General features: G+C 61.6%; 17 protein-coding genes. 13 read left to right on the forward strand and 4 right to left on the reverse strand.

Annotated elements, in window-relative coordinates:
* The first annotated feature begins 67 nt into the window (after positions 1 to 67).
* Positions 68 to 1,015: a polysaccharide deacetylase family protein gene (locus HUK73_RS20610; RefSeq protein WP_255326457.1), complete on the forward strand. Its 948-nt coding sequence runs from the start codon at positions 68 to 70 to the stop codon at positions 1,013 to 1,015.
* 29 nt (positions 1,016 to 1,044) lie between these two features.
* Here HUK73_RS20610 and HUK73_RS20615 read toward each other — a convergent pair whose 3' ends face one another.
* Together HUK73_RS20615 and HUK73_RS20620 are read right to left on the reverse strand one after the other, a co-directional pair.
* The gene (locus HUK73_RS20615; protein WP_176593717.1) at positions 1,045 to 2,394 is read right to left on the reverse strand and encodes an ATP-binding protein; all 1,350 of its coding nucleotides are present in this window, start codon (positions 2,392 to 2,394) and stop codon (positions 1,045 to 1,047) included.
* A complete protein-coding gene (locus tag HUK73_RS20620; protein WP_176593718.1) occupies positions 2,391 to 3,065 on the reverse strand; it encodes a response regulator transcription factor in 675 nt (224 codons plus the stop codon). The genes HUK73_RS20615 and HUK73_RS20620 overlap by 4 nt, the downstream gene beginning before the upstream one ends.
* Before the next feature lie 73 nt (positions 3,066 to 3,138).
* On the opposite strand from HUK73_RS20620, the gene HUK73_RS20625 reads away from it, so the two are divergent.
* The 11 genes from HUK73_RS20625 (at position 3,139) to HUK73_RS20675 (ending at position 17,560) form a co-directional block, all read left to right on the forward strand.
* Positions 3,139 to 4,401 (forward strand): efflux RND transporter periplasmic adaptor subunit, encoded by a 1,263-nt coding sequence (locus HUK73_RS20625; RefSeq protein WP_176593719.1) that lies wholly within the window; start codon positions 3,139 to 3,141, stop codon positions 4,399 to 4,401.
* Entirely contained in the window at positions 4,398 to 7,565 is a 3,168-nt protein-coding gene (locus HUK73_RS20630) for a CusA/CzcA family heavy metal efflux RND transporter (protein ID WP_176593720.1), read from the forward strand. Before HUK73_RS20625 ends, HUK73_RS20630 begins: the two co-directional genes overlap by 4 nt.
* Positions 7,562 to 8,992, forward strand: coding sequence for an efflux transporter outer membrane subunit (locus HUK73_RS20635; RefSeq protein ID WP_176593721.1), 1,431 nt, complete (start codon positions 7,562 to 7,564; stop codon positions 8,990 to 8,992). Before HUK73_RS20630 ends, HUK73_RS20635 begins: the two co-directional genes overlap by 4 nt.
* Before the next feature lie 229 nt (positions 8,993 to 9,221).
* A complete protein-coding gene (locus HUK73_RS20640; RefSeq protein WP_176593722.1) occupies positions 9,222 to 10,280 on the forward strand; it encodes an AI-2E family transporter in 1,059 nt (352 codons plus the stop codon).
* Positions 10,281 to 10,524: 244 nt separating this feature from the next.
* Positions 10,525 to 11,214 (forward strand): hypothetical protein, encoded by a 690-nt coding sequence (locus tag HUK73_RS20645; protein ID WP_176593723.1) that lies wholly within the window; start codon positions 10,525 to 10,527, stop codon positions 11,212 to 11,214.
* A gap of 316 nt (positions 11,215 to 11,530) precedes the next feature.
* On the forward strand, positions 11,531 to 12,079 hold the full coding sequence (locus HUK73_RS20650) for a hypothetical protein (protein WP_176593724.1): 549 nt from the start codon (positions 11,531 to 11,533) through the stop codon (positions 12,077 to 12,079).
* A 114-nt stretch (positions 12,080 to 12,193) separates the two neighbouring features.
* Positions 12,194 to 12,685: a hypothetical protein gene (locus HUK73_RS20655; RefSeq protein WP_176593725.1), complete on the forward strand. Its 492-nt coding sequence runs from the start codon at positions 12,194 to 12,196 to the stop codon at positions 12,683 to 12,685.
* A 31-nt stretch (positions 12,686 to 12,716) separates the two neighbouring features.
* On the forward strand, positions 12,717 to 13,292 hold the full coding sequence (locus tag HUK73_RS20660; RefSeq protein WP_176593726.1) for a hypothetical protein: 576 nt from the start codon (positions 12,717 to 12,719) through the stop codon (positions 13,290 to 13,292).
* A gap of 92 nt (positions 13,293 to 13,384) precedes the next feature.
* Positions 13,385 to 14,086 (forward strand): fimbria/pilus periplasmic chaperone, encoded by a 702-nt coding sequence (locus tag HUK73_RS20665; protein WP_255326458.1) that lies wholly within the window; start codon positions 13,385 to 13,387, stop codon positions 14,084 to 14,086.
* A 4-nt stretch (positions 14,087 to 14,090) separates the two neighbouring features.
* Entirely contained in the window at positions 14,091 to 16,625 is a 2,535-nt protein-coding gene (locus tag HUK73_RS20670; protein ID WP_176593728.1) for a fimbria/pilus outer membrane usher protein, read from the forward strand.
* An 8-nt stretch (positions 16,626 to 16,633) separates the two neighbouring features.
* On the forward strand, positions 16,634 to 17,560 hold the full coding sequence (locus tag HUK73_RS20675) for a hypothetical protein (protein WP_176593729.1): 927 nt from the start codon (positions 16,634 to 16,636) through the stop codon (positions 17,558 to 17,560).
* Positions 17,561 to 17,659: 99 nt separating this feature from the next.
* Here the strand turns inward: HUK73_RS20675 and HUK73_RS20680 are convergent, their stop codons facing one another.
* A complete protein-coding gene (locus tag HUK73_RS20680) occupies positions 17,660 to 19,069 on the reverse strand; it encodes a VWA domain-containing protein (RefSeq protein WP_176593730.1) in 1,410 nt (469 codons plus the stop codon).
* 62 nt (positions 19,070 to 19,131) lie between these two features.
* Complete coding sequence (locus HUK73_RS20685; protein ID WP_176593731.1) at positions 19,132 to 20,127, reverse strand: IS481 family transposase; 996 nt, start codon at positions 20,125 to 20,127, stop codon at positions 19,132 to 19,134.
* A 392-nt stretch (positions 20,128 to 20,519) separates the two neighbouring features.
* Here HUK73_RS20685 and HUK73_RS20690 point away from each other — a divergent pair, with 392 nt between their 5' ends.
* Positions 20,520 to 22,127 (forward strand): DUF4153 domain-containing protein, encoded by a 1,608-nt coding sequence (locus HUK73_RS20690; protein WP_176593732.1) that lies wholly within the window; start codon positions 20,520 to 20,522, stop codon positions 22,125 to 22,127.
* The last annotated feature ends 10 nt before the right edge of the window (positions 22,128 to 22,137 follow it).

Raw genomic sequence — 22,137 nt, forward strand, 5'->3', positions numbered from 1 at the left:
TCTCGGCCATGAAGGGATTGAAACGAGAATGCGCCTATTCCAGCCCGCTTTCATGATATTTGCGAGCTTGTTTGTCCTTTCCTGTCCGACGGCGCACGCGAGCAGCGGCAAGATCGCCCTCACCTTCGACGACCTTCCGGCCCTGACGGTCCTGCGGGATCAATCCTATGTCGATCAGTTGAACCGGAAGCTCATTCGCGGACTGAAACGGCATCATTTGCCCACCACAGGCTTCGTCAATGAAGGAAAGCTGGGGGAATTGGACCGTCAGCGACAGAGCGCCGTGCTGGAAGAATGGCTGGACAACGGTTTTGATCTTGGCAATCACACCTATTCGCATGAATCGCCCAATATATTGGGCGCCAAAGCCTATATCGAAGATATTATTCGCGGTGAGCCGGTTTTACGGGCTTTGCTGGAAAAGCAGCACAAGACGCTGCGCTGGTTTCGTCATCCCTATCTGGAAACCGGTTCGCCCGAGGAGGTGAAGGCGCAGATCGATACCTGGCTCGCCCAGCATGGTTATCGCGTCGCGCCGGTGACGATCGACGCGTCGGACTGGGAATTTGCGGAACCCTATGATGCGGCTGTCGCCCGGCGAGACGGGGGCGAGCGTCGTCGGATCAGGCAGGAATATCTCGACTATACCGCCCGCATGATCGCCTGGTATCGGAAATCCGCGCGCGCGCTGTTTGGCCGTGACATTTCCTATGTGCTGCTGTTGCACGCGACGCGGCTTAACGCCGACAGCATTGCCGCTATTGCTGCCATACTGCGTCACGCTAATCTGCGCGCCGTCAGTCTGGACGAAGCGCTGGAAGATCCCGCCTATCGCACGATAGATCCCTATTCCGGCAGGGACGGAATCGAATGGCTGGAGCGATGGTCGTTGACGCTCCATAAGGATTTACCCTGGGACGACTTCATCGACCCGCCCGCTGACATCAAAATGGCCTATGATCGCATCGACAATGATCAGCCAGCCAATATGGCGCATGCCCCGCATGGTCGATGACGGACGTACAGGGTGCGCACTGGCGCCTTTCAGTTCTGCCCTTCCCCATTGGCGCGATGCGTCAGCATGAACCTGATCCCTCTTCCGCTCGATGGTATAGAGACTTCCAGCCTCCCTCCATTGCTTGATGCAATCCGGTTGACGATCGAAAGTCCAATACCGACGCCCGAGCCGCTTTGACGATCGGCCCGCCAGAAACGCTGGGTGATCCTGCCCATAAATTCGGGCGCTATGCCCGGACCGTCATCCTCCACGGAGATACTGCCGTCGGGATGAACCGTGACAGAGATGTTCGTACCGGGCGGCGTATGGTGGAGCGCGTTGTCGAGAAGATTGTCGAGCGCCAGGGCCAGCATCTCTGGTTGCCCCACGCGCAACGCATCATCTCCTCCCTCCAGCAGTTCGATCGTCCGGCCCGTCGATAAGATATGCGGCGCACGATCCACCAGCATGGTTTCCACCACCGGCTTGGGGCGGAATAGCGATGGCGCCGCTTCATCCGAGCGTTCCAGTTCGACAAGCGCCAGAAGCTGGGTCACGACCCGCCCCGCGCGGTCGACCGCGTTCAGCAATTGCCCGCGATCTTCCGTTTCTTCCAGTGTCTGGACCTTCAGCCTGATCAATGCCAGCGGCGTTCGCAACTCATGGGCGACATTGGCGGCAAATTCCGACTGGGCGCGAAGCCCGTCGGCCAGCCGGTCCAGCGCGCGATTGGTTGCGGAGGCGAGAGGGACGACTTCGGCGGGCAGACTGTCGAGCGGTAATCGGATATCGGCCGTGCGAGGACCGATGGACGTTGCGATATCGGCGATCCGCTTCAAACGGTGGATCATGCGTCCCGTCAACAGAGCCCCGATGGCGGGAACCAGAAACAGGAGCGGAATGAAAAGCAGCGCGAACTGCGCCAAAAAGCTTCGAACGATATCATCGGAGACAAATTGCGGCGCGTCCCTGTCCTGAGACATGATGATCCACGCGCAACGCCCCTGATCCAGCGGCGTACTCAGGCCTTCGAGCGGGCCCACCCGGAAAAAGCGGGGCACCGTTTCACGAGGTGCGGCTCGCTCTAGTCCGGGCCGTGCCGGTCCATGGCGGCTGAGGACCCGTCCGGTACGGTCGGTCACGATATAGGCGAGGCCTTCCTGCATGGGGGAAGGCGAGGCCGGTGTCGGAATATTACAATCGGATGCGCCGCGGGCCGCCAATGTGCTTGCCAGACTGTTCGTCTGGGCCGACAGGATGCCATGTTCATAACGGCTCGCGGTCTTGCGGAGCATGGCCGATACCGCGAAGGGCAGCACAATGGCTGTGGCAATGGCGGTCGCGCCATACAGGAACACGACCTGCGCCAGAAGCGATCGGCGGACCGGCACCCTCATGGCCTCGCGGCCAGCATATAACCCACGCCGCGAACGGTTTCGATGACCACCTTGGCGCTGACGGCCTTCAGGCGACGGCGGAGCCTGTGCATATAGACCTCAATGGCGTTGGAATCGAGATTGCCGTCCAGCCCGAACAGATGATCCTCCGCCAGACGCTTCGGGACGATCCGGCCAGACCGCCGGGACAGCAGTTCAAGCAATTCCATTTCACGCGACGACAGGGTGAGCGGACTATCGTCCACGAACGCGGCATGGGCGCCCAGATCAACCCGCAGATTGGCGCAGTGGATGGACGTTCCCTGATATCCACCCTGCCGCCGCAGCACGGCCATCAGCCGGGCGTGCAGTTCATCGACATCGAAGGGCTTGGTCAGATAATCGTCCGCTCCTGCATTCAGCCCGTCGATCCGCGCGCGGGTTTCGCCGCGCGCGGTCAGGATGATTACCGGCCGCCCGTCGCGGCGGCTTCGCATATTGCCGAGCAATTGCTGCCCGTCTCCATCTGGCAGACCAAGGTCGAGCAGCACCGCCGCATAATCGAGGACCGCCAGAGAGTCTTCCGCCCTTTGCACGCTATGCGCGATATCGGAGGCGACGCCGCGCTGCCTGAGCGCTTCCCTCAGCGTGCCGGCCAATTCGATATCGTCCTCGACAATCAGAATGCGCATCGGCCGTCGCCAGTCGTAAGTTTCATGTAAGCCAGCATATCTATCGCGTTCCGCCAGATTGGGAAGGCGGACGATGAACGAGACGATCGACGATGTGAACATGCCGGAGGGACGGAGGCTGACCTCCAGAACCCAACTCCGGATTTTGGGCATCGCGGCCGGGGGTTTCGCTGCAGTCCTCACGATCATCTCCTTCGCCGGGCCGCTGTTGCATCGCGCGCCCGCCGCCGAGCCGGTGACGCCGCCGGGCACTTTCCGGCCGACTCATGACCAACTGGCGGCCATGACCATCCAGACTGTCGGCATGGGCGATCTGGCCAATCTCACATCGGCCACGGGTACGATCACCGCCGACGGCGATCTCAGTACGCCCGTCCTGATGCCCTATGCCGGGCAGGTCGTCCGCGTTCTGGTCGATGCCGGTCAATATGTGACCAAAAACCAGCCCTTGCTGATCGTGAAGACAACCGACTTCGTTGATGCACGCAATGCGCTGTTTTCCGCGCGTTCGGCGCTGATGACCGCGCAATCGCAGGTCGCAAGCGCCAAGCGCAATGCCGACCGGCAACGGCAGATCTACGAAACCGCCGGCGGCGCGCTGAAGGATTATCAGCAGTCAACCACCGACCTCATATCCGCGCAAGCGCAGGAGCGCACGGCCGAAGCAGCGCTGGGCGCCGCCCGTGACAAGCTGGCGATCCTGGGCAAGTCACCCACTGAAATCGGCCGGCTTGAGTCCGTGCGCGAGGTTTCCGGCCTGCATGAACAGACCACGCTGCACGCGCCCATTGCCGGTCTGATCGCGGGCCGGGACGTGTCGCCGGGCCAATATGTCGCCGCCGGTGGGGACAAGCCGGTCTTCACCATCACCGATCCCTCACGGGTCTGGCTGGTGGCCCAGATTGCCGAAGGCGATGCCGCGTCGGTGCATGTCGGGGATCTGGTCGACGTGACGACGCCCGCTTTCCCCGGCCGTATCTTCAAGGCAACGGTCGACACCGTTGGCGCCGCCCTCGATCCCGCCACCCATCGCCTGCCGGTGCGAGCGACCGTGCCCAATCCCGGAGCCGTGCTGAAACCCCAGATGTTCGCGAGTTTCGCCATCCGCGGCAAAACCGTCCACCCCGCGATCCACGTGCCGGCGGTCGCGGTCATTCATGAAGGCGAAACTGCGCGGGTCTGGGTCCTGCGGGGCGATGGCCTGCTCGCCGCGCGCCCGGTGCGGACCGGGGACGAGCAGAATGGCTCGGTCGAGATCATGTCCGGGTTGAAGACCGGGGAGCGGATCGTGACCGCAGGCGCCATTTTCGTGAATGAAGCGGGCCTTGGCCAGTGAATCGCATTGTCGGATTTGCGCTGCGCCAGCGGCCGCTGATCGTCGCCCTGTTCGCGACGATCCTGATCGCGGGCGTCATCGGCTTCATCAATCTCAACATAGAGGCCTATCCCGATCCCGTCCCGCCGATGGTCGAGATCGTCACCCAGACCCAGGGCCTGTCGGCCGAGGAGATGGAACGCAACGTCACCATCCCGATCGAGGTGCAGATGGCCGGATTGCCGCACCTGACCACCGTTCGGGCGATTTCCCTGTTCGGTCTGTCCGATATCAAGGTGCAGTTCAGCTATGACGTGACGTTCGAACAGGCGCAGCAGCAGGTCATCAATCGCCTGTCGCAATTGCAGCCGCTGACGGGGGGAGCCCAACCCGCCATCTCGCCGACCAGCCCGATCGGCGAAATCTATCGCTATCGCATCGCCGCGCCTGCCGGCTATTCGGTCATGGACCTCAAGACGTTGCAGGACTGGGTATTGCAACGGCGCTTCAAGCGCATTCCCGGCGTCATCGACGTGACCGGCTGGGGCGGCAAGCTGCGGACCTATGAAGCGGTCATCGACAATGACCGGCTGATCGCCCATGGCGTCACCATTGCGCAGGTCATGGCAGCGCTCGGCAAGAGCGACGCCAATGTCGGCGGTCAGACCATCAATTTCGGGTCGCAGGCCGCCATTGTTCGCGGCGTCGGCCTGATCCAGTCGGTCGGCGGCATCGAAAATGTCCTTGTGGGCACGGCCGGTAGCCAGCCCATATTGCTGAAGGATGTCGCGAAAATCCGCATCGGCAATGCGCCGCGCCTCGGCATTGCTGGCTACAACGACAAGGACGATATCGTTCAGGGCGTCGTGCTGATGCAGCGCGGCGCAAAATCGATGCCGACGATCGAAGCCGTTCAGAAGGAGGTCGCGGACATCAACGCCTCCGGCACCCTGCCGCCCGGCGTGCATCTGGAGCGCATCTACGACCGGTCCGATCTGATCCGGCTGACGACCCATACCGTTCTTGAAAATCTGGTCGCCGGCATCGTCCTGATCTTTGCCCTGCAATGGCTGTTTCTCGGTAATCTGCGAAGCGCACTCATCGTCGCGGCGACCATTCCGTTCGCGCTGGCCTTCGCCGTGCTGATCCTGATCGCGCAGGGAGAGAGCGCCAATCTTCTGTCGGTCGGCGCCCTCGATTTCGGGCTGGTCGTCGACGCCAGCGTCATCATGGTCGAGAATATCTTCCGCCATATGGTCGAGCGATCAGCCGCCGTGGATGCGGGCCATGGCCATTTTTCGCGCGCGACGCGCATGTCCTCGATCCTGCATGCAAGCCATGAGGTCAGTCGCGGCATCTTCTTCGCCGCCGCGATCATCATCGCCAGCTTCCTGCCCCTCTTCACCTTGACCGGCGTGGAAGGCCATATCTTCGGCCCGATGGCGAAAACCTACGCCTACGCCATTTCCGGCGGCGTCATCGCCACCTTCACGGTTGCGCCGGTTCTCTCCGCGATCCTGCTGCCCGACCGGCTGTCGGAGGTCGAGACGAGGATCGTCGCAAAACTGCGCAGTCTCTATGAACCGGCGGCGGCTTTTGCGCTGGCCAACCGGCTGCTGACCTTTGGCGGCATGACATTGCTGATCTGCGCCGCGCTGATCGGTGTCCGTTCGCTCGGGGTTGAGTTCCTGCCTCATCTGGAGGAGGGCAATCTTTATATTCGGGCGTCCCTGCCGCCGTCGATCAGTCTGGAGGCCGGCCAGCCGGTGGTCAACGGCGTTCGCCGCATGATCATGCAATATCCCGAGGTCGAGGCGGTTCTGTCCGCCCATGGCCGGCCCGATGACGGAACGGACTCGACCGGATTCTTCAACGCCGAATTCTTCGTACCGCTAAAGCCCTTCGGCAGTTGGCCGAGCGGGGTCACGAAGGAGACGCTGACCGCCGAACTCTCCAAACGGTTGACGGCGCGCTATCCCGGCGTCGACTTCTCCTTCTCTCAATATATCGAGGACAATGTCGAAGAAGCGGCGTCCGGGGTCAAAGGCGCCAATTCGATCAAATTGTTTGGGCCTGACCTGCCAACGCTGGAGCGGTTGGCCGATGATGTCCGCAATCAGATGGCAAAGGTGCGCGGCATCACCGATCTTGGCGTGTTCCAGTCGCTGGGCCAGCCGACGGTTCGCATCGACATCGATCGCGCGCGGGCATCCCGTTATGGCCTGACGCCCGACGATATCAACCAGACGGTGGCTGCGGCGATCGGTGGTCAGTCGCCCGCCAATCTCTACGAACACGGGACCGACCGCCATTTTCCGATCATGGTGCGCCTGAAGCCCGAACAGCGCGACACGGTCGAGGCGATCAAGCGGATCACCGTCGGCGCGCCCTCACCGTCGGGCAACGGCGTGGTTCAGGTGCCCTTGTCAGAAATCGCGGACGTTCGCCTGACGTCCGGCGCCTCCTTCATCTATCGCGAGCATCAGGAGCGCTACATTCCGATCAAATTCAGCGTGCGTGGGCGCGATCTGGGCAGCACGGTGGCGGAGGCCAAGCAGCGTATCCAGCATGATGTGCATCTGCCGTCAGGCTATCATCTGGAATGGGCCGGGGAACTCGACAATCTCAACAACGCCGTCGCGCGGCTGGAAATCGTCATCCCCATCAGCCTGCTGCTGATCCTGATTCTGCTCTACGCCAATTTCGGGTCGATCCGGGACAGTCTGCTGGCCTTTTCCGCCATTCCGATGGCGATCGTGGGCGGTGTGCTGGCCCTGGCGCTGACGGGCACGGCGTTCAGCATTTCCGCCGCCATCGGCTTCGTCGCGCTCTTCGGGATCGCTGTCATGGACGGCATATTGATCGTCACCAACTTCAATCAGGCGATGGATGAAGGCAGCCGGCGCGCCGAAGCGCTGGCGCTGGCCACCCGGCACAGCATGCGGCCGGTGATCATGACCTGCCTTGTCGCGGCGATCGGCCTGCTGCCGGCCGCCCTGTCGAACGGCATCGGCAGTCAGGTCCAGAAACCGCTGGCGCTGGTCGTCGTCGGCGGCATGACATTGGCACCCGCACTGATCCTGCTGGTCCTGCCAGCTCTGGTCGACCGTTTTTCCCGGCATGTCTCGCCGGAGGATCGGGGCGCGCATGGGCGCGATGTCGGCCATCATGAGGTAACGGTATGAAGCGTTCGATCGCCCTGATCGCGTCGCTGGCCCTGGCCGGCTGTTCCATGGGTCCCCGGCACATCGACGCGCACCCTGCCCTGCCCGCTGACGGCGGCGCCGGCGCCTCCCTTGCACCGATCACGCCGGAGCACGGCCCGGTACAGACCATCGCGGTTGGTGCGGACGCGCCTTCGACCTGGTGGACGAGCTTTGCCTGTCCGGGTCTGGATAGGCTTGTCGATCAGGCGCTCCACGCGAACGAAGACATCCACGTCGCCGAGGCAACGCTCCGCCAGACACAGGAACTAGCCGCCGCCGCCGGAGGCGCCGCCCTGCCGCAGATCGACGGCAGCTATCAGGCGCAGCGTGCCCGGACGTCCGCCGGCCTGGCGCCACCTGTCACCGATCCCAACCAGTTGCTCTATTCGCTGCATAGCGCACAACTCACCATTACCTATCCACTGGATATCTTCGGCGGAGTTCATTCGAAAATCCGTTCGGCCCACGCGGCGGCGGACGTCCAGCGCTACCGCTTGCGGGCCGCTCGACAGACGGCCGTTGCCAATCTCGTCAACGCCGTGATCCTGCGGGCTTCTCTGGCCGCGCAGATCGACGCCACGCGGGCCAGCATCGCGGCCAATCGGGACATTCTGATCCTGCTGCAAAAGCGGCAGGCACTGGGCACCGTCGGCGCAGCAGACGTCTCCACCCAGCAAACGGCGCTGGCTTTGGCCGAAACGGCGCTGCCGCCGCTGCTGCGGGCGGAAACGCATGAACGGGCGCTGATCGCGATCCTGTTAGGACAGCCGGCCGGGACGGACATTCCCGATCTGCCGGGCCAATCCTGCCTTGCCCTGCCCAGGACGATCCCGGTTGCCATACCAAGCGCGCTGGTCGCGCGCCGACCCGATATTCTGGCGGCGGGCGCGCAACTCGCCGGCGCCGGGGCCGATCTGGGCACCGCGATCGCCGCGCGTCTGCCGTCGATCCAGCTGACTGCCAGCGCGGGCGGCATCGCGCAGGATTTCGGCAGCATGTTCGTCGACGGCAATCCGTTCTGGTCCCTGATCGGCGGCATCACCCAGCCAATTTTCCACGCGGGCGCCTTGCTGCATCAGCAACATGCCGCTGAAGCCGCGCTGGATGTCACGAAGGCGCAATATCGCGCCGCCGTACTCCAGGCCTTTCTCGATGTGAGCGATGCCCTGACGGGGCTTCGGACCGATGCGCAGGCGTTGGACGCTTCCGATCGCGCGGCCAGCGCGGCGGCGAAAAGCTTCGGCTTTGCCAAGCGCCAATTGGAGCTGGGCGACGCCGGGACACTGACTGTCCTGACCGCTGCCGCAGCCAACGCGCAGGCACAGGCTCAGCTGATTCAGGCGCGCTCCGCCCGCCTCTCGGACATGGTGGCGCTGTATCAGGCCAGCGGCGGCGGGATCGATTAAGAGCGGAAATAGGAGGAGCTATCGGCAGGCGTTGCTCTGCTTTTGATTGATCCCAAATTTGGCGACCAATGCCGCATTTGGATCGACGCCTGATCGTGCAAGCAACCATCGCGATCAGGAAAGTGCCAGTTCTCTCATTGCTCGATATCATTACCCATGGAATCGCGGTACCGCCCTGTTCATGGTGCGGTGGAGCTCAATCGGCAGGCTTGCGATCGCAGGAGGGCGAATGAACGAGTTAACGCGTGTCCGTAAAATGTCGTTGCTGCTCACGGCCGGAGCATTGCTCTTCCTGGGCTTGTGGCTCAGTGCAAGCATGCTGCCCGCGCTCCTCTGGGCGGCCGTCGTCGCAATCGCCGTGCTGCCGCTCTATGAGCGCTTTGAGAAGCGGTCGGGAAAAGGCGGGGCGCGGGTTGTCCTGCCGCTGCTGTTCACGGCGGGCGTCGCTCTTATCATTCTGGTGCCGCTCTCGCTGATCGTCGCGGAAGCTGCCAGCGAAGCGCGTGATGTGGCGCAATGGTTCAATGCCGCCCAGCGGACGGGCGTAGCTGAACCCTCCTGGGTTTGGCATTTGCCGGTCGGCAGAGAATTTGTATCGGGCTGGTGGCGGGCGCATCTCGCAACACCGGAACTGGCCCAGCAGGAATTTCGGCGGCTCGACGCAGCGACGGTGATTGCCCATTCGAAAATGCTGGGCGCGAGCATCATTCATCGAACCGTGATCTTTGCCTTTACGATGATCGCCCTGTTCTTCCTGTTACGCGAGCATCGCTCCGTCGCGGATCAGATCGGGACGGCAATCGACCGCAGCCTGGGGCCGCGCGGGGAACGGTTGGCCGAGCAGATCGTGCGCTCTGTCCGGGGGACGATAGACGGCCTGGTTCTCGTGGGCCTGGGCGAAGGAGCGGCCATGGCGGTCGCATATGCGATCGCCGGGGTTCCTCACGCCGTCCTGCTGGGCGTCCTCACGGCCATCGCGGCGATGATCCCTTTCGGGGCCATCATCGCCATTGGCATTGCAGCCCTTTTGCTGGTGGCCAATGGAGGCTTGCTTGCAGCGGCCGTAATTGTCGCCATCGGCTTGCTGGTCATTGCCATTGCGGATCACTTCGTCCGGCCCGCTTTGATCGGAGGAGCCACCAAGGTTCCGTTTCTCTGGGTACTCATCGGTATATTGGGCGGTGTCGAACGCTTTGGCTTGTTGGGGCTCTTCATTGGCCCAGCCACGATGGCTGCGCTCATATTGCTCTGGCGCGAATTCACGACTGTTGAGGTGGCTGACGCCTAATCGATGCCCTTCATCTCCTGCCACTGGCAAGATAATCCGGCCGCGCTGGACGCCAATCAGCAATCGCCGGAAGAAAAACTTCCACGCATGAACTGCGGTTGGACCATGCGACAACGTCTCTGGATAGAGCGGGGAGGCTGGTCGGATGACAGGATGCAAACCCTATCCAATAGTGATTTGGACGATATTGGCATTAGGTGCGGGCACAACCCCTGCCCTTGCACGGCCGGACCCTGATCCAAGGATGGCCAGCCTTCTCCTTGCCCGAATGGGCGAGAAGCTTGGAACATATAATATGCGCTCGGGCCGTCGATTATCGGCGGGACTGGACTGGCATGCCGGCCTGCGGGACCTGGATCGTTTCGATCTGGCGAACACGAAATTTCATTCGGCACAGACCGACCTTGGGCCGGTCGAATTGAGCCTGTCCGGTGGCCGGGCCGCCAATTTCGAGCAGCGTTACGCCCTGCCTTTAACAGTGGATCGCTGGGCGCTGAAATTCCTCGGCGCGTCCGCAACCCTGCCATTGGCACCATCGATTGCCTTCGTCCTCGACGCTCAATATGCGCGTATGGCACGCAGGCTTTCTGTTCTGGAGGTGACGCCGCATCGGCTGGCAACCACTATGGCCCAGTTCGGAGGCGGCTTTACCTTCGGCAACGACAGCAGTCTGTTTCTGGATTATCTGTCGGTAAAAAGGTCGTCGGGTCAGAATGAACTGACACGTCTCGCCGAAGCTCTGGGCGGCGCTCCAGCCACCGGGCACGGGCCGGAACTTTCTTTCTCTCATGGTTCCGGTACGGCAGCCGGGCAGAGCAACTGGCGGTTGACCCTCGCCTCCCTGCGACGGCCGATGCGGGATTTGGGACTCGCGGCTGACAATGACATCCGTTCGGATGCACGAGCGACGCTCAACTTCACTCTTCATTTTTGAGGCTGCGGACATTGTCACATGAGGGGCCATGGGGAAATGGCGACTCCTTCGATTTGCCCCTGTAAGATGAATTGCCAATAATGCTCAAAACTATAGATATATATCCTAAGAAATATAATGAATTATCATTGTATCATATTGGAACATTACAATTATTTTGGGATGTACATTACGGTAAAATGACTGATTCCCGGAATATTTCATCAAGAAAGTTGGTAAACGCCGTTGTAACGATTTCCCGAATCGCATATCACTGAAGCAAGAGATCGCATCTTTCTTTTGGGGCAAGAATGGCGATCTTGTCGGGGAGGGAGGCATGCGCGCGGCGTACTTTACCGCAATGGTGATGCTGTGCGGGTCTGGCTGGAGCCTGACCGCACCAGTGAAGGCACAAACCCTGACCGTCACAGCCACGGGCACGATCGCCAAAAGCTGCGGCCTGACGGCATCCGGGCAGTTCGGCAATGCCAATCTCAACGCAAACGGAACCGTTACCGCGGCGGCAGTGGTCAACTGCAACCTCAAATATGTGGTCAAGGCCACATCGGCTCGCGGCGGGCTGAAAAATGCGACTGCCGCACCGTCGAGCAGCTTCAGCAATCTGCTGGCCTATAATTTCAGTCTTTCCGTGCCGCTGGACAATGGAGGCGGGACCATCAGCGCCACCTGCGCATCGACAGCACTGGTCGCGGGCGCCAGCAACTGTCAGCTCTCGCCAGCCGGAACTGGACTGTCATCGGGCAATGGCACATCGGTCAATCAGAATGCGGCGCTCAACATAGGATGGACGCTGCCGACAACGACCCGTCTTGTCGCGGGCAGCTATTCCGATGTTTTGACGATTACGATCGCGGCCCAGCAATGACGGGGCGCGGACAAAGGAGACAGAAAGCGGACCGGCGACCCTGCCACCCGCGACTGTGCCGGGAAGGGGGGCATTCCCATTCCCATGTGTTGAGCAAGTGAAAGGGAAATTGTCATGAAGAAGTTAATGATTGGCGCAATCGCGCTTGCGGCGCTTAATGTCGCTCCGGCCATGGCCCAGCAACAGGACTTTGCGGTGTCGGGTTCCGTCTCCGCAACCTGTTCGGCCATCACCACGAGTGCGATCGGCTTCGGTACGATCGGTATCAGCGCCTCGACCGGCAAGCTGAATTCGGGTCAGAGCGCCAGTTCCACCGCCACCCCCATCTGGTGTAACGGCGTAGCTTCGACGCTCAGCTTTTCGGGCGCCAACAGCAACACCATCCATAATAGCAAGTCGACAACGGATGCCGCTTTCACCAGCGACCTGACCTATACGCCGAAGGTGACGCTGGGCGGCAGTCCCGTCACTAGCGGGGCAACCATTGGTGCTGTCGCCGCCAATCTGGTCGTGACTGCCGATACTCTCACCTCGCCCGGTGACAAGCTGCCCGTGGCAGGTGATTATAGCGGCACGATCACTGTCACGCTGACGCCCGGCGTATAAGAGGGTAACAGGGTCGCAACAGGGGAGCGGGATGATGCGCAGATATATTTGGGGAACCGCGATCATTCTTGCCTGCGCCGGTATCATGCCGGCGCGGGCCGCCCCGTCGCGTCAGGGGAATTTCCCGGTCGGTGGAACGGTCGGCGGCAGTTGCGTCATGCCGCAGGCGGGACCGCTCACGCTGTCCACCGTTGTTCCAGCCAATGGCAAGCTCGATCCGGGCCTTAACAATGTCAGCTGGACGCTTTCTGGCTGGTCCTGCAATGCAGGATCGCGGCTGTCCATTTCGGCGCGGGCACTACGGCTGAACAATCCGCAGACCAGCCTGACACCATCGCAGTCCCAGACCGTCAATTTCACCGCGCGAGCCAATGGATGGACCACGGCCGACGCAACGATCACGACCGGAGAAAGCACGGCGCTGGGCAGCACTACCCTTTATACAGGTACGCCCCAGACGCAGAGCGCGCCCCGAACGGGCAGCATTATCGTATCGGTAAGCAACTTCAGTGTATCGACGAACAAGGGGAGTTCGGCGAACAGCGCGAAGCTGATCGACGGCACTTATAGTGCCACGATCATTTTGACACTTACGCCCTCGGTCTGAACTCGCGGCATGACGGCAATGGGGCAAGAATATTTATGAGCGGGTTTAAAATGAGATTTGGGTTTGCAGGCGCACTGGCAATGGCTGTGTCGATGGCAGCCACACCAGTCGGGGCGACCACCGTATCCCCTGTTGTCGTCGACCTGCAATCAGCCGGACGCGGCGTGGTGGCCAATGTCAGCGTCAACAACACCGGAGCCGGCCCACTGCCCATGGAGATCGCAGTCCAGCCCCTGGTCGCCGGAGAAAATGGCTTGAATCCGGGCGGGGAGGATGACGGCAATCTGCTGGTGGTGCCGCCCAGCGCGATCATTCCGGCCGGGCAGACGCAGACCTTTCGTATCCAGTGGATCGGCGATCCTGCACTCGATAGCAGCAAACATTATTATGTCAGCGTCAACCAGCTACCGGTGAAATTGCCGGAGGGGCAATCGGCGGTGCAGATCGTCTATAATTTCCAGGTGCTGGTGAACGTGTCCTCCCCCAATGGGAAAGCAGCGCTGGCGATCGATTCCGTGTCTTTCGGCACCCATGACGGCAAGCCTGCCCCGGTCCTGCGCGTGACCAATTCAGGCACGGCGCATGGTTATCTGAGCCAGCATCGGATCACGATTTCAGAGAAGAACGCGGCGGGCGCCGAAATCTTCTCCCGCACGATGAGCGGAGCTGAATTCCAACAGCTGGTCGGCTATGGTCTGGTTGCGGCACACCAGACGCGCAACCTCACCATCCCGCTGGAGCTGCCCTCCCCGACCGGCCAGCTCAACGCCAAGATGCTCGACGAGAGGGAATAGTGTTTTGGCGACCCGCCATCGCTGCTACCCGCTGTCGCGCACGGCGACAGCGATAGCCATCGCCATGATGCTGAACAGACCTGCATATGGCGCGCCAAAACCGGAGGATGGCCGCGATCTCGTGCCAGCGCAGTCTGCCACCGCTTCACCGGCCGAAGGCGGGCCGCAGCCGCAGCGCATCAATCCGACGAAGCGGACATTATGGTTCGTCGTGCCGCTGGCCGATGGCCCGGCCTATCTGGGCGACGTCGAGCTGGCGGTTTCGCCAGGCGATGAACTGTCGGTTGCAACGCCCCGCTTCCTTCAACTGCTCCAGCCGCTCGTCCGTGACGAGGTGTATCAGCACATCACCGCCGCCGCCGGAGATGCGAAAACCGTGGGTGCACCGGTCCTGGGCAGAGAAGGCATCGTTCTGGTCTATGACAGTGCCCGGCTTGCTCTGACGATCCTCATTCCCGTCGTCGCCCGGCGGACGAAGGACATCAGCCTGCGGAACGGGATGGGGCAGATCCAGACCAACCTCGCCCCCGCCCATGTCTCGGCCTATCTCAACCTGCGCTCTTCGGCAGACATCGTCTATCAGGGGCCGGATGCGGGCATACAGGCACCCGTCACCGATATGGACGGCGCGGTGCGCATAGCCGATGTGGTAGCCGAAGGTGAAGCCTATGTCTCCGCGCGCCCAGGGGATGTGCCCTTCCGGCGGGTGGGGTCACGCCTTGTCTATGACGATATGCAGCGGGAGATGCGCTGGGTCGCTGGCGATGTGCGCCCGCTCGCCCGCAGCTTTCAGGGCTCGCCAGTCATAGGTGGGTTGGCGGTAGGGCGGCTCTATAGCGAACTGGAGCCGCAGCGCGAAATACGATCCTCCGGCCAGCAGAGCTTCAGCATCCTTGGACCGAGCACCGTGGAGGTCATCGTCAACGGTCGAAGCATAGAGCGGCGGCGCATGCAGCCGGGAACCTATGCGCTTTCGGATTTCCCGCTGGCGGACGGGGCCAATGATGTCCGGCTGGTGATAGAGGATGAGACCGGTAATCGCCGGACCATCGATTTCAGCCAGTTTTCCGACAGGGCGCTCCTCCAGCCGGGCCTGAGCGAATTTTCACTGAGCGGCGGCGCATTGGCCCTGCCGTCCCGGGCGGGGCTGAGCTATTCGCGACGGGCCATTGGTTCGGCATTCTGGCGCCGGGGCCTGACGCAGCAGTTGACCGCCGGCATCAACGCCCAGGCTGATGGCCGGGCGCAGCAATTTGGCGTTGAACTGCTGTTCGGTTCAGCCTGGGGGCTGGTGGGAATCGACCTGACAGGTTCCAGGTCGGATGACGGACGGAGCGGCATGGCCGTTGCCGTTACCTATCAGTTGCTGAGGCAAAGCCTGAATTCGCTTCAGTCACAATCATTGCGCGCGGCCTTCGAATATCGCAGTGTCCATTTTGCCATTCCGGGGGATTTCCAGCTTCTTCCATCCGGCTCCCTGCGGGCATCGCTGACCTACAACCGCAATCTCGGGCTGGATCGTTATGTCGGGTTTGACCTGCGCTACTCCCGTCTTGCAGGTCAGCCTTCGGAATTTGGCGTTCGCACCCTTTCCGGCGTCCGGCTGGGCGAAACGATGCGGTTGACAGCCGAGGCCGAATATCGGCGGCTCGATCGCCGCAACGACGGCATATTGCGCGTCGGCATCATCAGGCGGCTCGGGTCTCGCGCACAACTGCGCGCAGAAGCGACATCGAAGGGCGTGATGCAGGGATCCTATCAGGCCTATGGCGGACAGGGTCTTGGCGCATGGTCGCTTTCCGCCGACGTCAATCGCACACCGCAAGGTACGACGTTCAATGCTGGCGGGACCTATACCGGCAATCGTGCGGAATGGGGCGTCAGTCATATCGCTGCCTTTGCGGACGGCAGTGGGCAAGGGCTGGATCAGCGGACATCACTGCGCATGGGGACATCGATCGCCTTTGCCGATGGCGCGGTCGCGGTTGGACGCCCGATCACGAACAGTTTTCTCATCGCGGTTCCGCACCATAGCCTGCGATCGAAATCGGTTCGGCTGGAACCGCAGGCGCAGGGAGAAACGGCGCATTCGGGTGCACTTGGACCCGCCCTTGCTTCCAATTTGAGCGCCTATTCCAACCGGACCATGACCTATGATGTGCCCGATGCGCCCGCGGGCTATGATCTGGGACAGGGTAATGCGCAGGTCAGGCCGCCCTATCGCTCCGGCTATAAGCTGCCGATCGGGTCGGACTATCATCTGCTGGTGTTCGGCCGCCTGATCGACGCCAATGGCGAACCCATCTCCCTTTTGGCAGGCAAGGCGACTGACCTTGGCAATCCCAAACGGGAGGCGATGACGATCTTCACAGGACGGAACGGGAAATTCGGCGCGCAGGGCATGCGGCCTGGGCGCTGGCGGATTGAAATGCCGACGCAGCCGCCGACCGTTTTTGAAATAATCGTGGGGCAGGCGGACAATGACGTGGTTCAGCTGGGCGATGTGCATGCAGCCGGCGGAACGCAGGGAGGGAAATGATGAGGAAAATGGCTCGGCTGGCAATCGCCCTTCTGGCGATGGGAACGGTATCGGATGCCCTGGCTTGCAGCAGTAGCAGCGTCGTGAGCGTCTCGTTCAGTTCGTCTCCCGTATCAATCGGCAGCTGGAATCCGCTGGACCCAGCGGATACGCCAAGCACGAGCTTCACTGTTACCGTAACGCGGGCATCGAGTAATCCCAATACGGATTATGCGCTGGTCTATTTCTCCGATCCCGACACGGGCACTCCGATACGCGTAGGAAGCAATGGAGGCTTTGTCGGTCCGCAATATTCCATAAAATCCGGGGCCGCTGATGTGGCTTTTGCCACAGGCACACCTCAGCCGAGCCCCCTCCAGTTCACATTTGCAAATGGCAATTCTCAAAGTGCCATTCAGAGAACATTGAATTTTTCTCTCCTGGCAAACAGTCAAGGTTCAGATTTCTCATCGGGAACTTATTCGGAAAACCTCGGCATGACCGTCCAATGCTTTAAATCGAATGGAACTTCGCAAGGAAGTTACTCCACTCTTGGTGGCCTCAATCTTGCCGTAACCATCCCCAATCGATTGACCGTCGTTACCGCCGGGCCACAGACAATTGATTTTGGCGCTTTCACGACGACGACACAAAATCTTGCCGTGTCGCTCAAGAGCACGGGGTCGATCAACGCCAATATCTCTACGGCGAACCATAATCAGATGGTGCTTGCCGGCGCGCAATCGCCCTATCCTGCAAATTCGGTCATCGGATATTCGATGAGCTTCGACGGGCAGAATGTTCCATCAGCCGGCGCCAATCTCACCAATCTGGCGCGCGCGGGTGTAAGCGGTGCGAGCAAGTCGCTGGTGCTGACATTGCCGGGTCAACCGACCGGCAAGCTTGCGGGCACTTATTCGGACATCATCACCGTCATTCTGTCACCCGGTTCCTGAATTGGACCGGCTGGAGAGCCGGGAAGCGAAAGGCGGCCGGTCCGGACCTGAGAGCTGGGCCAGTCTGGTCCGGAGTGCCGATCTGCGAGCGGTTTCATCTCAAAAGCCTCCATCATTGCTGGCAAGGCGGACAAGCTGAACAAATTCCTGCCGCCAATAGTCGCTCTGGGCACCGGCCAGCCGGGTGATGTCCGCATAGCTGAAATCGCCCAGTCGCGTGTCGCCGCGTAACTTCTGGCCAAAGGCGGCGACCGCCGCTGCAAAGGCCATATCACCGAGCGGCTTGACCGCATTGGCGAGATAGGCTGCGGGGATCGGCTGTTCGATTAGCCTGCTGCTGCTGCCTTCGGGCAGTTTGTAGCGGAGGCGCACGGTGGCAATTTCATTCCGTTCCTCCTTCGACACGACTGCGGCGCGGTTGGCGGCATATTTGCGCGGGGCCACCCAACCCGCTTCCCCTGTAGGGACGATCTCGTACAGCGCCGTCACCTGATGTCCGGCGCCGATCTCGCCCGCATCGACATGGTCGTCAGCAAAATCCTCCTCGGCAAGGCCACGATTTTCATAGCCGATCAGCCGATATTGGCTGATCAGCGCAGGGTTGAATTCGACCTGCACCTTCACATCCCTGGCGATGGTGAAGAGGGTGGAGGACAGCTCCTCATCCAGCACTTTGCGCGCCTCCATCGCACTGTCGATATAGGCATGGTTGCCGTTGCCGAGATCAGCCACCGCCTCCATCATCGCATCATTATAATTGCCCTGGCCGAAGCCCAGGGTGGTAAGGGAGATGCCGTCCTTACAGTTCTGCTTCACCATCGCCTCCAGGCTCTTCTGGTCGGACAGGCCAACATTGAAATCGCCGTCGGTCGCCATGATGATGCGGTTGATGCCACCGGAGATGAAGTGGGCGCGAGCGATGTCATAGGCACGTTCGAGCGCCGGCCCACCCGCGGTCGATCCACTGGCGGCGAGGCTGTCCAGCGCCGCCTTGATCTCCGCCGGGTCGTGGCTGCCCTCGACCAGCGTTTCGACATAACCGGCATAGGTGACGATCGACACGCTGTCGTTGGGTCGCAGACCATCGGCCAGGGTGGACAGCGCCTGTTTCACCAGCGGCAGCTTGTCGGCATCCTGCATCGATCCCGACACATCGACCATGAACACCAGATTGGCGGGCGGGCGCTGCGAGCGGGCGACATCATAGCCGCAAAGACCAATGCGCAGCAGCCGCGTGCCCGGATTCCATGGCGTGGCCGAAACATCCGTGGTGACGCTGAACGGCGCGGACCGGTCGTCGGGCAGGGGATAGTCGTAGCGGAAATAGTTGATCATCTCCTCGGTGCGCACAGCGTCGGCGGGAACGGTCTGGCCGCCCCGCAGCATACGGCGGACATTGGCATAGGCTCCGGTATCCACATCGACCGCGAAGGTCGACATCGGCTCGGCCGCGACCTCATGAATCGGGCTGACCGGATGACCGTCATAGCGTTCGCCATTTTCGGCCATGGCCGCGCTGTTTGCGGCTTCATAGGCGGAACCATTGGGAGCCCGACTGCATCCGGCGAGGATCAGGTGTCTGGTTGCGACACATCATTGGCATAATATAAGATGTCGTCGACTTTAGTCATAAGATCGTCCGGTACCGACGGTTTGTAAAGAGGATTGGCGAGCGCGGGTGCCAGTGCGATCCGTTCCTCCACCTTCTGGCGTGGTGAGCTGCCTTGGAGCGCGCGCTGTCGTCGTCGATTGTAGGCGCGGTTGAAGCCGGCCAACAGGATTTCGAGATCCGCGTGGCCGGCGACGTTGATGCCCAGCACCTCGCTGGCGATGCGGCCGTTGAAGCGCTCGACCATGCCATTTGTCTGGGGTGTATAGGGTTTTGTCTTGCGATGAGTGACCTTGATCTTGGCGCAAGTGCGTTCAAAATCGTCGGCGGTGAAGCAGGATCCCCGGTCGGTCAGGACATGGGTGATGCGGAAAGGGAACGCCTTCCTAGCGGCGTTGAGAAAGGTGATAGCGTTGGCGGCATTCTCGGCGTCGTAGACGTCGAGATGGACGAACCGTGAGCAGCGATCGATGGCTACATAGAGGAAGCGCTTGCGGATCTCACCGTCCGCGGTACGCAGCTTGGGCAGATGTTTTACGTCGATGTGGACGAAGCCCAGATCATAGTCCTTGAAGCGGCCTTGCCCTTTGCGCGGCTGCGTCGTGGGTTTGGGTGGGCGGCGGTTGAGCCCCTCGGCCTTGAGCACCCGATAGATGCTGTCGCGATTGAGGTGTGGCAGGAAGTGCCGGAGCACGAAGGTGAGATCATCCAGGGCGAAGCCAGTCGACCTGCGCACAGCGCAGATGATGGCGCGCTCTTCCTCGGACATGCACCAAGCCAGGCGCTTGGGCCGGCTTGAGCGATCCTGGACCTCCTTCTCGCCGCGTCTGCGCCACTTGCGGACGGTTTCGTCGCTGATGCCATAGCGCTTTGCGACGACACTGGCAGACTCGGTAGAACGAGCGATTTCCGCCCGCACAACAGGCGTGGTTCGGGCCTGGGGATGTATCTGCACCATCACAAAACCTCATCAACAAGAGCAGCAAAGCGCCATGCGTGATCCGCAATAGCGCTGCTTACCATGTCCCAATGATGTGTCGCAACCAGACATCAGGCCGGGAAAAAGGGCAAGGGTGATTGCCATGCGAGAGCGCATCCTGGTTTCTCCACTGCTTTAGTAGAGAGAAAATAGAGGCGACAAAACGGAGCTGACAAGCGACGAGTTGAAGACGGTCGAGCCGCGTCCCCAACTGGCCGTGCAGAACGGCCGGCCTTTTTGGCGGAATTCCGTCCTTTCCGATGCGGCCTGCACATTTTCTGCACCGGATCTGCGCCAACTATTGATCGGCGGCCCCCGTCCGTCTGCTTGGCGAAGCTGCATCTTGCCCCTGACATTCAGGGAGATAATCGATGCGTTCCTCTGCTTTTACCTTGGCTGCGCGCTTCCGCTGGAAGCTGGTGCCGGCCATGCTGATCGTCGGGATGGGCGACTGGCTGTTCTATCAGCACCATCTTCATGGCGGCTATCTGGGGCTGTTCGCGTTGACGGTGATCGGCGCAATGTTGGCCGGGCGGCCTCTTATGTGGCGTGATCGACGGGCATGGGTGACGATGGCGGCGGCAGTGCTGTTTGGGCTTGCGCTGATTTATGATGCAAGCCTGCTGGCATGGGTCTTGTTCTGGGCCGCGGCGGGCATGGCTGCGCTGATCCCGGCGACGGCGCGCTTCGATGATGGGTGGCGCTGGTTCCAGCGTCTGCTCTGGCTGGCGGTGCGGGCGCCATTCGGGCCGCTGATCGATCTCAGGCGCTTGCTGAAAGTCCGCGCGGCAGGGCGAGCCGGACACTGGAGCCTGCATGCGGCGATGGCCACGCTGGCCTTGCCGGTGATCGGGAGCGTGGTGATCCTGACGCTGTTTTCGGCGGCCAATCCGCTGATCGAGCAATTCTTCTCCTCCCTGCTGCTGCCCGACCTGTCGCCGGAGTTGATCGTGCGGCTGGTCTTCTGGGGACTGCTGTTCGTCATGATGTGGAGCCTGCTCCGACCAAGGCTGGCACAGCGTCTGCTGCCGACATTCGATGGGCGGGGGGATTGGCATCTGCCCGGCGTGTCGGCCGCATCGGTGACGCTGTCGCTGCTCGTCTTCAACCTGATCTTCGCGGCCCAAAATCTGATGGATGCCGCCTGGCTCTGGGGTTGGGCGCCGATGCCGGAGGGCATGACCATGGCGGCCTATGCCCATCGCGGCGCCTATCCCCTGATCGCGACGGCGCTGCTGGCGGCGCTGTTCGTGCTGGTGACGCTGCGGCCGGGATCGGAAACCGCCCAGACGGGGAGCATCCGCAAGCTGGTGATGCTGTGGATCGGGCAGAATATCTTCCTCGTCGCCTCCTCCATGCTGCGCACGACGGACTATATCGAGGCCTATTCGCTCACCCGCCTGCGGATCGCGGCGCTGGTGTGGATGGCGCTGGTGGGCTTCGGGCTGGCGACGATCTGTTGGCGCCTGTTGCGCGAGCGGAGCGCGGCCTGGCTGATCAACACCAATCTGGCAACGGCGGGGCTGATGCTGAGCGCTATCTGTTTCGTTGATCTGGGGGCGATAGCAGCCCAATGGAATGTGCGTCATGCACGGGAGGTCGGTGGCAAGGGGGTGGCGCTCGACCTCTGCTATCTTGGCGATTTGGGGGATTCCGCGTTGCTGCCTCTGCTCTCGCTTGAACAGCGGCCCGCCTTGCGGCCCGAATTTCGCGAACGGGTGAAGGCGGTGAGGCTGGGCGTATATGGCGCGATGGTACAGGATCAACGCCACGGTTGGACCTTGCTTGGCCAAAGGCGACTGGAGCAGGCACGGGCGATGCTGCCGAGGCGCGGATCGGTGGTTCTGAAACCGGGGCCTAGGGACTGCGGCGGCGCCCTGATCCCGCCGCCCCTGCCCTTATCCGTGCCGACAGCTTTGTCGGCCAGGAATGTGGCCCCCAAGGCCGTCCGCACATTGACAGGGGAGATCGGGAAATGATCCTATGCCC

This window comes from Sphingobium sp. EM0848, assembly GCF_013375555.1.
Taxonomy (GTDB): domain Bacteria; phylum Pseudomonadota; class Alphaproteobacteria; order Sphingomonadales; family Sphingomonadaceae; genus Sphingobium.

Excerpts from the sequence above, each read along its gene's own strand:
- HUK73_RS20645 (WP_176593723.1), top strand. The coding sequence starts at position 10,525 with ATGGCCAGCCTTCTCCTTGCCCGAATGGGCGAGAAGCTTGGAACATAT.
- HUK73_RS20665 (WP_255326458.1), top strand. The coding sequence starts at position 13,385 with ATGGCAGCCACACCAGTCGGGGCGACCACCGTATCCCCTGTTGTCGTC.
- HUK73_RS20675 (WP_176593729.1), top strand. The coding sequence starts at position 16,634 with ATGGCTCGGCTGGCAATCGCCCTTCTGGCGATGGGAACGGTATCGGAT.
- HUK73_RS20620 (WP_176593718.1), bottom strand. The coding sequence starts at position 3,065 with ATGCGCATTCTGATTGTCGAGGACGATATCGAATTGGCCGGCACGCTG.
- HUK73_RS20650 (WP_176593724.1), top strand. The coding sequence starts at position 11,531 with ATGCGCGCGGCGTACTTTACCGCAATGGTGATGCTGTGCGGGTCTGGC.
- HUK73_RS20635 (WP_176593721.1), top strand. The coding sequence starts at position 7,562 with ATGAAGCGTTCGATCGCCCTGATCGCGTCGCTGGCCCTGGCCGGCTGT.
- HUK73_RS20690 (WP_176593732.1), top strand. The coding sequence starts at position 20,520 with ATGCGTTCCTCTGCTTTTACCTTGGCTGCGCGCTTCCGCTGGAAGCTG.
- HUK73_RS20615 (WP_176593717.1), bottom strand. The coding sequence starts at position 2,394 with ATGAGGGTGCCGGTCCGCCGATCGCTTCTGGCGCAGGTCGTGTTCCTG.
- HUK73_RS20625 (WP_176593719.1), top strand. The coding sequence starts at position 3,139 with ATGAACGAGACGATCGACGATGTGAACATGCCGGAGGGACGGAGGCTG.
- HUK73_RS20680 (WP_176593730.1), bottom strand. The coding sequence starts at position 19,069 with ATGGCCGAAAATGGCGAACGCTATGACGGTCATCCGGTCAGCCCGATT.
- HUK73_RS20655 (WP_176593725.1), top strand. The coding sequence starts at position 12,194 with ATGAAGAAGTTAATGATTGGCGCAATCGCGCTTGCGGCGCTTAATGTC.
- HUK73_RS20685 (WP_176593731.1), bottom strand. The coding sequence starts at position 20,127 with ATGGTGCAGATACATCCCCAGGCCCGAACCACGCCTGTTGTGCGGGCG.
- HUK73_RS20640 (WP_176593722.1), top strand. The coding sequence starts at position 9,222 with ATGAACGAGTTAACGCGTGTCCGTAAAATGTCGTTGCTGCTCACGGCC.
- HUK73_RS20660 (WP_176593726.1), top strand. The coding sequence starts at position 12,717 with ATGATGCGCAGATATATTTGGGGAACCGCGATCATTCTTGCCTGCGCC.